The organism is Spirosoma sp. 48-14, from assembly GCF_001898575.1.
Lineage (GTDB): Bacteria > Bacteroidota > Bacteroidia > Cytophagales > Spirosomataceae > Spirosoma.
The window spans coordinates 1-14,224 of record NZ_MKUD01000011.1; the positions used below are offsets into that span (position 1 = coordinate 1).

The 14,224-nt window shown below is 37.8% G+C and carries 14 protein-coding genes; 7 read left to right on the top strand and 7 right to left on the bottom strand.

Features of this window, described 5'->3' with window-relative positions; translation table 11 throughout:
- Window positions 1–62: 62 nt before the first annotated feature.
- Window positions 63–389 (bottom strand): helix-turn-helix transcriptional regulator, encoded by a 327-nt coding sequence (locus BGO59_RS10745; protein ID WP_293683633.1) that lies wholly within the window; start codon window positions 387–389, stop codon window positions 63–65.
- Between the two features lie 471 nt (window positions 390–860).
- Here BGO59_RS10745 and BGO59_RS10750 point away from each other — a divergent pair, with 471 nt between their 5' ends.
- From BGO59_RS10750 to BGO59_RS10775, 6 genes are all read left to right on the top strand, one after another.
- Window positions 861–1,820 (top strand): site-specific integrase, encoded by a 960-nt coding sequence (locus BGO59_RS10750; protein WP_293683634.1) that lies wholly within the window; start codon window positions 861–863, stop codon window positions 1,818–1,820.
- Window positions 1,821–1,863: 43 nt separating this feature from the next.
- Window positions 1,864–2,352: a hypothetical protein gene (locus tag BGO59_RS10755; RefSeq protein ID WP_293683635.1), complete on the top strand. Its 489-nt coding sequence runs from the start codon at window positions 1,864–1,866 to the stop codon at window positions 2,350–2,352.
- Between the two features lie 130 nt (window positions 2,353–2,482).
- The gene (locus BGO59_RS10760) at window positions 2,483–3,019 is read left to right on the top strand and encodes a hypothetical protein (protein ID WP_293683636.1); all 537 of its coding nucleotides are present in this window, start codon (window positions 2,483–2,485) and stop codon (window positions 3,017–3,019) included.
- A 90-nt stretch (window positions 3,020–3,109) separates the two neighbouring features.
- Window positions 3,110–3,442: a hypothetical protein gene (locus BGO59_RS10765; RefSeq protein WP_293683637.1), complete on the top strand. Its 333-nt coding sequence runs from the start codon at window positions 3,110–3,112 to the stop codon at window positions 3,440–3,442.
- Window positions 3,443–3,597: 155 nt separating this feature from the next.
- On the top strand, window positions 3,598–4,575 hold the full coding sequence (locus BGO59_RS10770; RefSeq protein ID WP_293683638.1) for a TIR domain-containing protein: 978 nt from the start codon (window positions 3,598–3,600) through the stop codon (window positions 4,573–4,575).
- Window positions 4,576–4,698: 123 nt separating this feature from the next.
- Entirely contained in the window at window positions 4,699–6,429 is a 1,731-nt protein-coding gene (locus BGO59_RS10775; RefSeq protein WP_293683639.1) for a DNA integrity scanning protein DisA nucleotide-binding domain protein, read from the top strand.
- 362 nt (window positions 6,430–6,791) lie between these two features.
- Here the strand turns inward: BGO59_RS10775 and BGO59_RS10780 are convergent, their stop codons facing one another.
- The 5 genes from BGO59_RS10780 to BGO59_RS10800 all read right to left on the bottom strand — a co-directional run bounded on the left by BGO59_RS10780 (window position 6,792) and on the right by BGO59_RS10800 (window position 11,902).
- On the bottom strand, window positions 6,792–7,253 hold the full coding sequence (locus BGO59_RS10780) for a Mov34/MPN/PAD-1 family protein (RefSeq protein ID WP_293683640.1): 462 nt from the start codon (window positions 7,251–7,253) through the stop codon (window positions 6,792–6,794).
- Window positions 7,253–9,007 carry a ThiF family adenylyltransferase gene (locus BGO59_RS10785; protein WP_293683641.1) on the bottom strand — a complete coding sequence of 585 codons (1,755 nt, stop codon included), beginning with the start codon at window positions 9,005–9,007 and terminating at the stop codon, window positions 7,253–7,255. The genes BGO59_RS10780 and BGO59_RS10785 overlap by 1 nt, the downstream gene beginning before the upstream one ends.
- 7 nt (window positions 9,008–9,014) lie before the next feature.
- A complete protein-coding gene (locus tag BGO59_RS10790) occupies window positions 9,015–10,010 on the bottom strand; it encodes a CBASS cGAMP synthase (RefSeq protein WP_293683642.1) in 996 nt (331 codons plus the stop codon).
- A gap of 1 nt (window position 10,011) precedes the next feature.
- Window positions 10,012–11,037, bottom strand: a complete 1,026-nt coding sequence (locus tag BGO59_RS10795; protein WP_293683643.1) for a CBASS cGAMP-activated phospholipase — start codon at window positions 11,035–11,037, stop codon at window positions 10,012–10,014.
- 184 nt (window positions 11,038–11,221) lie between these two features.
- Entirely contained in the window at window positions 11,222–11,902 is a 681-nt protein-coding gene (locus tag BGO59_RS10800) for a hypothetical protein (RefSeq protein WP_293683644.1), read from the bottom strand.
- Between the two features lie 404 nt (window positions 11,903–12,306).
- Here BGO59_RS10800 and BGO59_RS10805 point away from each other — a divergent pair, with 404 nt between their 5' ends.
- On the top strand, window positions 12,307–13,362 hold the full coding sequence (locus BGO59_RS10805) for a DUF5597 domain-containing protein (RefSeq protein WP_293683645.1): 1,056 nt from the start codon (window positions 12,307–12,309) through the stop codon (window positions 13,360–13,362).
- Window positions 13,363–13,829: 467 nt separating this feature from the next.
- On the opposite strand, the gene BGO59_RS36440 is transcribed toward BGO59_RS10805, so the two are convergent.
- On the bottom strand, window positions 13,830–14,224 hold a 395-nt coding region (locus BGO59_RS36440), incomplete at its 5' end, for a DUF4113 domain-containing protein (protein WP_367120199.1).

The window sequence follows — 14,224 nt, forward strand, 5'->3', positions numbered from 1 at the left end:
TATTGTAATATTGCGATTGATTCAGGCAAAAAAATACCTGCCGAAGCGTCGGCCGGCGTTGACTAGCAGCAGGTCACAGGCACAAACGTGTCAAACAAGGCTCCGAATGCGCGTTGGGCTTCCTCCCAAACAGGGGGGGTGATGCAGTAGCACACGCGGGGTGGATTGATTTCGCCCTGAATGATGCCGATGCGTTTCAGCTCCTTCAAATGCTGGGATACGGTCGCCTGTGCCAAATCCAGCTCGTCCACTAGGTCACCACAAACGCAGGCTTTCTTGGAAATCAGCAATTGCAGAATGGCCACCCGTGCGGGGTGCGCAAATGCTTTCGCCAGATCCGCGATGCGATTCTGCTCTTCGGTGAATATTTCGGTTTTGGTCAGTCCCATGCCTCAAAGGTAGCAGGTTTTTTATTCATTGAAATATTACGATGAATAATTTGTGAATGTATTATTAAACGCCCTATTCTTGAGATGGATACAGCAGTTGCCCTGGCAACGTAATGCTATCTAAGCTTTAGTCTCTAAATGTCATCTCATTAATCAAAATTAAAATCTCACATTTTAGTTGAGTTGATGAGATTGATTTTCTTTCACATGACCCCAACAGGGGGACTGTGTATTATCTCCTTGCAACTGAACTACTAACAGCCTATCGAATTTGATTTATTGCAAATCTTAAAAATTCTATAATTGTGCTTTTGTAATTATAAATTTACAATTACAGAATTATACTCTTGTTTCAATAGTTATTGAATTGCAATCATAGTTTACCTATATTACGTCCGATAAGAGAAAGTTATTGGACGTAATATAAAGAATGTTATATTTCGACGAAATTGGTGAATTAGTCTAGAATTTATGATACTAGCCTCAACAACGACCGATCAGACCGTAGCACTTCGGCCATCGAAGGAAGAAATGGCCCAGCAAACAGCTGCCTTTTTTCAGAAGGGACTTGAAGGGGCGGCCAACTCCAAGATCGCCTATGAGTCGGATATCGATCATGCGACGGAGTGGTTAACTGGAAATGAATTGCCACCGCTGCCCATGACCTCTGCAACCCTGGCTACCTATCTGTCGGACCTGGCCACCGAACACAAGTGGGCCACCGTGTCGCGTCGGCTGGCCAGCCTTCGCAAATGGCATCGGCTACATCAGCAACCCGATCCAAGTTTCGACGAAGGGGTGAAAATTGTGTTGGAAGGTATCAAGCGAACTATCGGTACCGAACCGCTCCAGGCACCTGCCTTCGACATTGAAGAATATAAAGTAAGTATTCGAGTTATGCCGGCCACGCCGACGGGCCTACGGGATCGGGCGATGTTGTTAATTGGCTTTTCATGTGCTTTTCGACGTTCCGAGTTAGTCGCCCTCAACTTGGAGGGGGTGCAGTTCACCCGCGAAGGAGCCGTGATTAGCTATAGTGGTAGCAAAACCAATCAGTACGGTAAAACCGAGCAGAAAGCCTTGTTCTTTAGTGCTGACCCCGACACCTGCCCGGTGCGGAACTTGCAAGATTATATTGCCATCCTGAACCGCTCGACCGGACCACTCTTCGTTCGGATTCGGAAGGGTGAACAAATTACCGAGGATCGACTATCGGATAAACAGGTGGCGCGCGCGGTAAAAGCCTTTCTGGGCCAGGACTATTCGGCCCACTCACTGCGGGCGTCGTTTGTAACAGTTGCTAAATTAAATGGGGCCGATGACTCAGAAATTATGCAACAAACCAAACACCGTACCCGCTCCATGATTGACCGCTATACGCGGGTGCAACAAGTGGTCAAACACAATGCGGCCATGAAGTTAGGTTTGTGACCCACATTGCTTTTTAAGAAGCCGATAAGGATCCAGAACATCCATGAGACATCCCATCGAAAAATACAACCAGCAGCAAGAAGCGACCTTGGCCAGCCTTCCGGAAGCCGAACGGGAATGGACGGCACGGATGTTTCGGATCGGCAATGCCACGTATTCCTATTATAATAAGGTAAAGGAATTAACAGTCTTTGAGCAACCCGATAATCAATCCGTCGCTTCCAGCGAAGATCTACTCGATTGGTTAGAGCGGCAACTTGCCGGACAAGCTGAAAGTCGGTCTGCCCGAGAATTACTTCAGATTTACTTTGAGGAATATTTGGATGGTTTACCTCATGAGGGGCTGCGCAGAGCCGAGCAGGCAGGCGGGCTGGATAAAGCGAAAAAGAGCTTTCCCTTTCGGCGCTATGTCCTGGAGCGTCATGATATTGGTATGGATGAGTTTTTACGAATGAACTTGAGTGCTGAAGATTATACCTTTTATTTGGCATCCAGTAACCCTACAACCGAAGGTCATGAGCCAGATCAATAAATTTCTAGTAGTATAGGGGGGGTACGCCTTCTGATAATACCTATTTTTAATAATTGAGCCACTGAAGCACTTACCTCCAAGCTCACTACTCGATATAAACTAAACGATCCATCTATCCTTACCTTTTTGAATGAATATTAATTTCGATGAGTTGAACGTAGACCAGATTCTTCATTTCATTCGGAGCTATCGTCGGTTAGAACAAATGCACCTGGAGGATGGTTTTGCCGAATTAGCCTGTGTAGCCAAGTCCGACCAGGCTGGTGAAGAAAAGCGATTACGGCAGCATTTTCGAAATCATTGGTATAGTAAGGAACGAGGATTTGGCCGATTTTATCTAAACCTACCCCATTACCGACAACTTTACTTACTTCATCAATGGGATTTGGTCCATTATGAAGATGCTACCTATTTATGGGAGTGCGAACGAGATGGCCGTTTTGCGTTAATGGCTGAAGTACCCCCGCTAGCCAAGCAGTTTCACCAACTCATCTTATTCTTTGAGAATCACGGCATTAATAAGCAGGTAACGGCTACAATTGTACTTGACAGTCTACCCATCGAGTCTGATCTTCAGTTTGGTAATTCAGCCAATTGGGGAGACTATATTCTTTTGTTAGACCACCCAGAAGGCTTACTGAAGCAGATTATCCAACACAAGAGTTAGTAAGCTGTATTTAATTCCTGGTTTCTGTCATTGCCGGGTAATATCATTGCCCTAAAATTTCCACCAATCTCCTAAATCCATTTATCGCCCATGTTTATCCTTGGCCTGATCAAAACCGAACGCCCCGATGTGTTAATTAACCCGGTTAGTCATTCTACCCCAAAAGATGTATTTGATTGGTTAGACCGGTTCTTCAATCCAGCCGATTTTGATTTAGAGACTCCTATTACCCTGGAAGCGGTTGACCAAGTCTTACAAAGCGGTAAAGTAGGACGAATTAATATGAATGGGTATAGGGTGGCACTGCTATTCGGGAAAACCAAGGTCGTTGAAGGGGCCACAACTCGCTATATTCATTTAATGCCGCGCTCATCGGAAGATGTCGATATTACCAAGATCGAAAACTTAGTTATTCCTGATTGATTAAAAACCCAATCTTAGTATTTAAGTTAGAGGATCGTATTAAGGACCAGACTGTCGCAATAGTTAATGGGCCATTACGAATAGAGTATTGCCTAAAAATCTCATAAGGGCTATTTAAAAGATTCAAGAGACATCAAAATATTGACCTTAGGGCTGTGAAACCGAAAATTTTCATTGGATCATCAAGTGAGAAAATCTCTTTATTAAAAAAAGTAAAAAAACAGCTAAAGCCAATTGCTGATATTGTTGCCTGGACCGATGAGAATGCTTTTACATTAAATAGAAGCGCTTTAGATAGTTTGGTTAAGCAGGCTAGAGTTTCTGATTTTGCTATTTTAATAGCAACCAAGGATGATATTATAAAAATACCTTCAAGAAGTTTAACGAAACAAGCACCTCGTGATAATATCATTTTCGAATTCGGATTATTTCTCGGAGCAATAAGTTTAGATAGAGCTTATCTGTTAGCAGAGGATGGTATTGATCTACCCTCAGATTTGAATGGAATTACTGTATTGAGTTTTACAACAAATCCAAAAAGTTACAATTTCATTAATAAGCAATGTAGAATAATTATCAATAATATAATTAAATTTTCTGAGCAAGGTGAATTAGGGTTTGTTCCATCCACAGCACTTGCAATTGGTTATTACAATAGTTATATTAAGAGATTATGTGAGGAATTGGGTACTATCAAAAAGATTATTTACAATGATAATGAGTTGCAACTAAATTCCATTAAATTAAATGTAATTCTACCAGAAGTTATTGATGAGACAGGGGTTATTGATTTCTTCAATAGATTTATCATTACAAGAAAACTAGTAACTGCATCTACGCTTGAGAAAGATCCATCAAAGAGAAGCTCTGCATTTTATTTTAAAATAGATATACCTACTTTAAATAGTGATGGAAAGGCGGATATCACTATTTATGATGTCCCTTCTACTATTAATACTATTGGAGAGACTTTAAAAATCTACTACCCATTGAGGACAATAGGTAAGGATAAAGATAGGGATCATCTTGAAAAAAGAGAGTTGTTAAACTTTGCCAATGTGCTTAAGTATTTTATTGGAAGGAGTGTTTGGACAAACGATAGCGTTGTTGTAGAAGAAAGTGTAATTATCTAAATCTGCTTTCTAAAAATATATCTTTACTTCTTTTCTACAAAGTAAGGATTCTCTATTCTTAGAAAACCATAATTCTTTTTCTTGGTAATCTTATCCAATCTTTAATCAGAATTTTACAATACGATGTGGGACTTTCAAATGCATTTCTATGTGATTGCTAAAAGTGCTTCTGAGCGCCTTTTTTCAATATTTGATAAAGAATTAAAACCAACAATTTTTTTGCTTGGATTTTTAAAAAAACAATCAAATAATGTACAATTAGTATGTGATGAACCTGATGAATTTGATTTTAAATCAACAGACTTCCAAGATGTACCATTGTTGGCAGAACAATTAGCGGTACTATCTGAAGACAAGAAAATTATCTTGGGCGACCCAAATTCCAGAATACAGCAAGCAGATACCGTAACTGATGATGCTTTTAGAGAAGCAATATTAAAAGTAATACAGAGTAAAAATTACATACGAGACAAAATTAGTTTTGTATCTAAATCAGCGTTAATTAACGGCTATTCTGTTTATGTAATTCTTGAATTAGATAGAAATACATATGATAAATATTACTCGTTAACTAGAGATAAAATTGAGAGCTACATTCGAGTAGATCGATCACTCTTAGAAAGTGCAATAAAATTGTTTCTAAAAACATGTTATGAGACTTTGCTTAAGGCAAATCCTGGGGAAGACCTTTCGGGAGCTTTCGACAATAGTGAAGAATTACTTCGCAAATCTGGTGAGCATTTTACCTATACAATTTCATTTGCTGCACATACATTTGGACAAAATAATCTCTTTGAATCATTAAATGTAATTTCATCATTACGTTATGAAGGGGAAGGTACTTTGGGAGGGCTTATTATAGCGGCAAAACAGCATTCCAATATATCTATAACTGTAGAATTAAGCCAACCTGTAGATTTATCTGAATACAGGAAGATCCGAAAGCTTTTGCAAACAGTTGGTCAGTCATCATCCATTATAAGTGATGGTCATCAAGTGTTTGGTTTAGGTGAGATAATTGGTCATTATAATAACAAGGAGGAATCGTTATTCGTAATTAGCTTCTTAGAACATTATCATTGGCTAATAACCCACGATGGCCAACCCTTAATGAGATGCAAATACGGAATTCCTGGTTTGGTTAAAGAAGGTATTGATCGAGATAGGTTTCATGATATTTGTAAACGTATCTTTTCCATCACAAAAGCCCAAATTAATAAACTACTTGAGGTCGCCATGGCTGCTACTCAGCAAAAACATGGAGCATTATTGGTGATATCATCTGGGGCTAAGGAAGAAGCCGAACGTCTAAAGAACCAAAGTTTTTCTATTAGACCTATACCATTAACCTCGCAAAATGTACTCTCTTTTTCATCCATCGATGGAGCCGTATTGATCGACGAACAATGTGTATGTCATGCCATCGGTGTTATACTGGACGGGCAGGCTAGTATTTACGGGGATGCATCACGTGGTTCGCGATATAATTCAGCTATTCGTTACGTTGAATTTGTGAAAGAATCTTCTCCATGTTTGGTTATAGTCGTTTCTGAAGATGGAATGGTTGATATAATTCCAAACCTTAGACCTCAAATACGTCGGAGCTTGATTGATGAACATATTAAAAAGCTTTCTGAAATTTTTGACCAAGAAACACCTGATCGAAAAAATTTCTTTAAGGCCTATCATTTTTTTGAGGAAAATGCATTTTACCTATCAGAACATGACTGTACAGTTATTAATATTCAACGAAAAATATTAGAAGAAAAATTCAAGACGGGTGGCGGTTTGAATACTATTCGCCCTGATTTGTCTCCAAGTCCTGAAATGAATGATACCTATTATATTAAATAGGGGTGTAATGATTAATTTGTTAAGCAACATTCGGCCCTTACGTCGCTCTAACAAAAAAATAAGTGCTCAGTTACTTAATGTGTAAATCTGCCCCTTGGAAGAGGAAGGCCACATACTTAAATGAGGATCTTATAACCTACTCATAATTCTCTCTTTAGAAAAAAACAATTATCTTCCTCCAATACCTTAAGGGCAATCATCAGATTCTTTATTATATCTTAAATGAATTCGCATCGAAAAAAAAAACTTCTTTTTGCGATTATACTTTTCTAAAATGGATAACATATTAATCACTTCTTTCCAGGCATTAAACGCAAAGCAGTAGTTTTTTGTAATTATAAATTATATATCAAGTGATACATTTATTTATATGAAATACTATTCTCAAAGTAGCTTTTTTCGTTAACAATGCGTAGGTAAAGCCCTTTGGTACCTTTTATCAGAAGCAATAGAAAATCCGTATTTAAATAATTTGCCTTAAATTGACTATTTATCATCGATAAATCTTGTCCAGATGGAGTGGGATACGATTCAGGGTGCGTATGCCACTCACCTAAATAAATAAGTTGACCATTACTATTATAATATTCATAGTCAATAACTATTTGTGCGCTAATCTTGTGTCTTTCAAAGTTTGTTCGTGAAGCTCGATCCAATGAAGTCGGAACAGATAATTTAAGTATATTTATCTGACCATCAATAATCTTACCAAGAATAATTCCCCCTGATTCGGTGGCATTTCTTTCAATCTGTGTAAATTTCTCTAAAATGCTTAAAGGCTGTACATGTATGGCAATTTCATATTTACCAACTTTTATTTCCATTATATCGAGTGGTTAATCAGTTGATTTGAATCAAAATCTTTTCCAAAATCTGAAATCTCAATATTCATACTGTTTGCTAGATTATAGTCACCAGTATAAGTCCAGGCAATATTATTTTCAGGTTTTTCTCGAATAAGAGTAAATAAAATCGGCAAAAATGAAGCGAAAAATTTCATAATTGCTTCCCTGCCGTAGGGGGTATAAGAGCCTTGACATCCAGCTTCTCGTAACATTAATTGTTGCTCTGGATTTCTATATGTATTATCACTAATTATATTATATTTATATACTCCGTTTATTTCAAGATCTCTCAAATCAAATCCAGTTTTTGGGTTTATATATAAAATATGAGCGCCAAGTAAATAAGGCTCAATCCAAAATAAAATTATGGGTATAGTTATTTTCCCCTCGCTTAAACATTGTAAAATATACTTCTCAATTGCATCCTTACCAATAGCCAGGAAAAGAAAATCCATTTCATTGATTGATGATATATCTTCTTCTAATATGCTTATAATTGATTTGGCATGCTTCTCAACTTGAATGAAGGGGAAATTAGTAGTTAAGAAGTTTGCAATCCCATTAACCTTATAGTCACCTACCTCGTTAAAACTGAGTAAATGGCGATTTACATTTTCTATACTCAAAATATCAGGGTCAACTAATATGACATCAGATATATTTAAGCCACTTAAATAAAAAATTAGATTTGATCCGATACTTCCAAGTCCTGCAATAACAAATTTGTAAGAATCCTTTGTGAGTACTATACCATCAGTTCTTTTTGTAATTCTTTCAGGGCTAAAGTATTCAAAAGTTAGCCTGGTAACAGGTATCGTTGGTTTAAGCTGCGACATTATCTTTATTGTGTTTAAAGATTGTTGTCTCCATCCTTTGTAACTACCCGTAAATGGATGTATGTAAAACCCAAAAAAAATTGTTTCCTCTTTTAGGCTTATTGAAAAAATAAAAATTTTTGAATCGAAACTGCTATTCAAATAAACGGTCACTTCAGACCAAATGTGTGAAAATTCGCTTTTAATAAATTGTAATAATTTGCTATTAGTAAAGTGAAAAGGTGGCTTTAGATTATCTGTACACCCTAGGTAAAATGCATCACGGTTTTCAATTTTGTGTCCACGCGCTTTAAAAAAATCTAATAGCCTCTTATAGATGTTACTTTCAGACCCTACAATAATGTTAACACCACTGTATGCTGGAGTGAGAAATTGGGTTTGGAATTTTCCAGGCGTTTTTATTTCTAACGTATCACCAATATACGCACTAAAGACTTTATCTTCTGTATGATACTTATTTTCCCAATATGCAATTATTTCATCTTTAAAATCAGAAGCATTGTTTTGGTTAATTCCGTCTGTAATGATTTTTATCGCCCTTTGTAAGCAGACACGAACGATTTCTGCTGGCCTGTCCGTATCAATCTTAATATTCTCCTGGTCAAAAAGACAGATATTTCGTGATGTATCAACATGAGGAATGTATTTAATGGCATCATAGTCTTCCTCTGAAAGGTAGATTTTAGGTAGAGAAAGTGGGAAATCACGTTTTACATCCAGGAATAGATTAAAATCTCTAACTCCATTTGTGACAGGTATTTCTACTGCTACCTTCCACAGTTCTTTGTTTAGTTTAACTCCTTTTTTGGCCTTAGTGGCTACTATGACCTTTTCAACTGTATTAGTTTGGGATAAACTCTGAAAAGCTACCCTACAAGCCGTTTCGAAATCTACCATCTAAATCTTAAGCACTTTTCGCATTACTTGTTACTATAGCCGGGGCTGCATAACTGTTTGCCCCCTCGTCTTCATCTTTAGCTGTTGCACATGAGAATCTAGAGCCTAAATGTTTCTGCCATTTGTAACATGCGTTTTTTGGGTTTTTTTCATTAATAGCTTGTTTAGCAGACTCCAAAAACGCTTTTAGTTTAGTCATATAATAGTCTTCATAGCTGTAGTTTTCTACTACATCTTCATCCTTTGGCGTGGTTGGACGTAAGCATTCAAATTCATTAGTAAGTGTATCGTACATATTTTCCAATGTATTTCGTAATGCCAAATCATCCCGTTCATCTGCACTGAAATTATTGACGGTCCATATTGTTATCACAAAACCAGTTGGCATCTTTTTAGAATCGTCTGAATAGTTTTGATAATCACACCAACCTTTCAAATATTTCACTAATCGACGTAACTGTTCATCCTTACTGGCTTTTTCATTGAACCAATCGGCAAACTCTCTTGGATCACTTTCTATCCATCCTCTTTTTTTATGCGCTAATTTCGGATGTGCATTATTCGCTTCGTCAATAAAATAGATTGGCTGATCGATATGATGGCCATCGGAAAAAAGAGTTCTTACACATGTATTTTTATCAATGGGAGGTATTGAGGTATGTCCATCTACGGCATCCCATACCCAATTGTGATAGGTCTGTACACTCTTTCTATCATCGAGATTCCCGATAAAATAGATACCGTCGTCAGTATCATATTTGGTAATGCTTTTTTCTTCACCATCTTCATCAATTACCCGTACGATCGGATTCACAGAAGTTTTCATCTCCGATGAGCCCTGGGAAGCAAATTTAGGCTTAATCTCATCCTTATGATTTTCTTTAAAATCATCCCTTACTCGATTTCTAAGCTTGGTACGAGACTTCTTAAGCTTTTTCTTGCGATCCCCCGTTAATGATATTGTAGAATTGAAATCCAAAAATTGTTGGTGACAATTTGCCATGTTAATTCGTTCTGTAAAGTTTTTCTTGATTAAAGAACTCCGCGATTTCAGGTCTTTTTCTATATATATCACCCATATCATTTCCTTTTCCTCGAATTAAATCTAATGCCTGAGGTGTCGCCACATCCAATTGTATTAGATCTTCTTGAGAACTAGAAATTTCAGATGAAGGTATTCTTACATAATCAACTGGAATGTCATTCAGCAATGAAATTTTCTTCATAAAGAAATCCGTAAAGTAGCTTTGCCCGGTAAAGGATGTCTCAAATAGCTCATCTTTCCAGTCTAAAAATGATCTATTTCGCTTTAGACCTGTCGGTTTTCCGCCAGTTAATGAAAGACTACTCACAGATAGAATTTTTAATTTATTAAATTGCTTTCCTGCTCCAACAAAATATTGTAATGCTTCTAGATAACCAATTAAGGTTGGATTGTTACCCCAAACTCCCCCATCTATAAATTGTTTATTATCATAATATGGGATCTCAGCCATTGGGAAGTAAGTAGGAGCAGCACTTGTGGCTAACGCTACATCAACATACAACGCCTTGTTATCTCGATTTAAATCACCTTCCTTGTGATCAAATTTAAAAACGAAAGGACGGGCTTCGGTAACATTATAACTTGGTATGCAAAGCAGATTATTACTTTCGGCAAGTTTTTTTTCGCCAAAAATTCTAACAAGAGCCTCTTTTAAATTTTTATCCGAGAACTTACCTCCATTTAGTAGTTGCTTAATTGTGCCATTACTATACTTTTTTCCCCTAAACGTAATTTTTCTAAATGAGGGAAAAATTTTAGGTCCATCTTCATCATAGAAATTACATATTTCAGATGCAGGCTTCTTTAACGAAAGTGCAAGAGCAATGAGTCCTCCTGTCGAAGTACCACAGAGCATATCAAAATAATCAGAAATTTGGCAATTAAACTTTTCTTCCAAATGCTTCAGAATTTGAGCCGAATAGAGCCCTTTTATTCCTCCTCCATCAATAGTTAGAATTTTAAAAATCTTATCGGACTCGCTCATTTTGAGTGGCAATTCAATTTTAACTAGTTAAGCCTTACTGAATATTCAAATCTTTAGGCAATACATGGCATTGCTTCTTCTATCAAATTTGTACCGTTTTGTTAGAAGTACTAATGCTTTCAGTATGATTAAAGATACTTTAAAGATCTTCTCACATCGACTGTGGTTTTATGGGAACCACACTTTAAATTGACATTATATTGTTGATTTTGCTCTGTATGTTGTCAATCTTTTTGAAGAATGGTACAAGATCAGGCTCAATCCAGTTTATCAGGTCAAAGATTGTATCCCTTACGTCCTCTGCATAACTACAATCAATATTATTTCCATTGAAACATATTGGCTCACAATGATTAATCCTGTTTCTAAACGACCTTATTTTCTCTAGTTTACTATGTATTGACGCTCTATCTTCAACGGCTGGCTTGTAAGCAAATGCCTGGATCGGACGACCAGCCACTAAAGAATAATGATGCGATAGAAAGATAGCAGTCCAAAAGCCAAATGTCATATCTGATATAACCATACCGCTTGTTACGGGTGTCCGTACTTGAGCAAGTTTATTCTCCGCATTTTGAACGGTCGCCCGCATACGATAGTGACCCCGCCTAAGTGAGGCATGACTCATGAAACCTCGTTTCTGATTAATAATCCAATCTGGATCAGCAAAGTGACTTACAAGTACATCATTTATACTATTTCTTAGCACAATCTCAAACTGACTAAGGATTGGATGAAAAGCTTGTGATAGCCTTATATTACCATTATATAGCTTCTCAGCCTTTTTCTTATTGTTACCAGTTGAGGATAAGTATCTAGTATATCGTGGAGTGGATAAGTATTTACTGAAAAGGCTTTGACGCATAATCTATTGACTTACAGATATTTATCTGCGCAATTTACACTTTTTAACGCGTATAAAATATTTTTACAATTAATAAATTTTTTTCTGCCAGCTTGTGTTATATTTGCAGCATATAGACTTGGTAAAGCCTCTTGCCGTAAGGTAACGTAATCAAGTAGTAGATTTTGGGGAGTCCACTGGGGCTCCCTTTTTTTATACTTGCTTTATTAAGTAAAGACTTTTGAATTTTAGTTACATCAGCATCTCACAGGTATAGTTATATCCGGCCAATTTCCAGAACTTATTACCTTTTGATCGATGGCACTTTGTATGAGTCGATAAATAAAGCTTGATAGGCATAGTTTTATGTTCACAAAAACCAAACCTTGGCTAAAAAAGGTGAACAGGTAAATTGAACGGGTTTATTGAACGCAAAAAGGGCCGTTTCCAGCCCTTCCCTCCTACCCGACTACCGTTCACGAAAACCTCCGAATAACAGCAGGACCATACATCTTATCGTCCTAGAAAAAGTTGACCGTTGTCCGATCCTGAAAATAAGTTGTCAGTTTTACTTAACCGAAGAATTATTTACCGTTTATCAGTACGCTAAATACATAGGGAAGGTAGCTGCCGCTGGGAAAGAGGCTTATCCAATTCCAATGTTTGTGAATGCCTGGATCAAGCAAAAAATGTGGTCACAACCGGGAAGGTATCCTTCAGGCGGTCCCGTACCGCATTCACTGGATGTGTGGCGAGCGGCTGCACCCGCCATTGATTTTATTGCACCGGATATTTATGCACCTGAAGTTGCGTATTATGCCAGTCAATATCATCGGGAAGGGAATCCCCTATTTATACCGGAAATCAAACCGAGTGTTGTATCCGCAAACCAAGCGTTCTGGATTTTTGGCGAGCATGATGCCCTTGGTGTAGCGCCCTTCGGTATTGATGATAGCAGCCCTGAACAAGATCCAATTACGAAAACCTACGCAGTACTCAGGCAGGTAGCCGGTTTGATCCTTCAGCATCAGGGCAAAGGAACGATGAAGGGCCTATTTTTAGATTCAACTAACCGAAAGCAAAATTTTGAGCTTGGTGGGTATAGAGTAGAAGCATCGTTAGGTTTGGGTGGAATGACGGTTTTGGCTGGGTTTAGCGTCGGACAAAAGAAAACAACGCTCGCTGGCGGTATACTGATTAATATTGGCACCGATGAATTTATAGCTATTGGCAAGGACTACAATCTGACATTTAAGCCGCTACAAGAAGATGGAAAAACATTGGATGTTGATTATTTGGAAGAAGGAACGTTTGTAAATGGTAAATGGCTAACGCTGCGACGATTGAATGGTGACGAAGGTACCGGCGGAGGAGATTATGGATTTGGTTTTAAAAAAGGGAATCAGGCACTCTTAACATTCCAACGTTCTCCTACTAATGATTATCGTATTGTACGGTTTAAGATGTACAAATATTGGTAAAGCACATTGGTCGCTAACGCACTTCCATCAACAAGCTTTTATTTCCTGAGGACTTCTAATCGATTTTCAATTATATGAGTGATATTCCTGAAATGTGTCAGGCTTCTCTATTCCAGTTACTATCCAACTTACAAGCTCATTATCAGCATTTAATCGATCAAGCCGAGTGTACTACTATCAGCAACGAATCAATATAATTGAACAAGCCCGACTACGGTTGTCCTTAAATAGTGATTGTTTTTATAGCGTACAGGATGAGTTTCTGCCAGAATATCAAATTGTGTGTAAAACGGAAAATATCCAGCTAAAAGAGGTTGTATAGACCCGGAGATAGTAAGGTAATAGTTAGCTAAACTTCTTACTAGCTTTAAAAAGTTTCTGAGAATCAGCTAAATCGATAGCCCCCATTTCAACTTAAATTATTCACCGAAAAATCAGACTAGTTGATTATTAAAAGGAAGACATCATTAAGATACCTGTAGTATATCCTGTACTCGGGTGGTATAGCACTTAGATTTTCGCTCTTGTTTAGAGTACCAAACTTTGTTCCTGAAACCCTGATTGGCGAACCTGATAGTGTCCTGACCGTGTTTTAGGTTAATCCGATCTATCATATCCGTAACTTTTCTAATTCGAACATCAGGTTCCGCCACCAATAATTGAGTTTGACACTGCGTATCAGGCGTTAATCCTGATAGTAAGACTCCTACTTTTCGGTAGCTATAACCCTTTTTATACAAAATGCGCAGCAAACTGGTAGCATAGTGGGTGATTTCACTGACGGAGTTGCTTGGATAGGGTAAACTGACAGTCTGGCTAGCATGATGCTGAGGCTCTTCTATTCGAAAATGGTTGGTGTGAA

Bases quoted from the DNA above. Each gene is read 5' to 3' on its own strand.
- BGO59_RS10745 (WP_293683633.1), bottom strand. From the start codon at position 389: ATGGGACTGACCAAAACCGAAATATTCACCGAAGAGCAGAATCGCATC.
- BGO59_RS10765 (WP_293683637.1), top strand. From the start codon at position 3,110: ATGTTTATCCTTGGCCTGATCAAAACCGAACGCCCCGATGTGTTAATT.
- BGO59_RS10755 (WP_293683635.1), top strand. From the start codon at position 1,864: ATGAGACATCCCATCGAAAAATACAACCAGCAGCAAGAAGCGACCTTG.
- BGO59_RS10800 (WP_293683644.1), bottom strand. From the start codon at position 11,902: ATGCGTCAAAGCCTTTTCAGTAAATACTTATCCACTCCACGATATACT.
- BGO59_RS10750 (WP_293683634.1), top strand. From the start codon at position 861: ATGATACTAGCCTCAACAACGACCGATCAGACCGTAGCACTTCGGCCA.
- BGO59_RS10785 (WP_293683641.1), bottom strand. From the start codon at position 9,007: ATGGTAGATTTCGAAACGGCTTGTAGGGTAGCTTTTCAGAGTTTATCC.
- BGO59_RS10795 (WP_293683643.1), bottom strand. From the start codon at position 11,037: ATGAGCGAGTCCGATAAGATTTTTAAAATTCTAACTATTGATGGAGGA.
- BGO59_RS10790 (WP_293683642.1), bottom strand. From the start codon at position 10,010: ATGGCAAATTGTCACCAACAATTTTTGGATTTCAATTCTACAATATCA.
- BGO59_RS10760 (WP_293683636.1), top strand. From the start codon at position 2,483: ATGAATATTAATTTCGATGAGTTGAACGTAGACCAGATTCTTCATTTC.
- BGO59_RS10775 (WP_293683639.1), top strand. From the start codon at position 4,699: ATGTGGGACTTTCAAATGCATTTCTATGTGATTGCTAAAAGTGCTTCT.
- BGO59_RS10780 (WP_293683640.1), bottom strand. From the start codon at position 7,253: ATGGAAATAAAAGTTGGTAAATATGAAATTGCCATACATGTACAGCCT.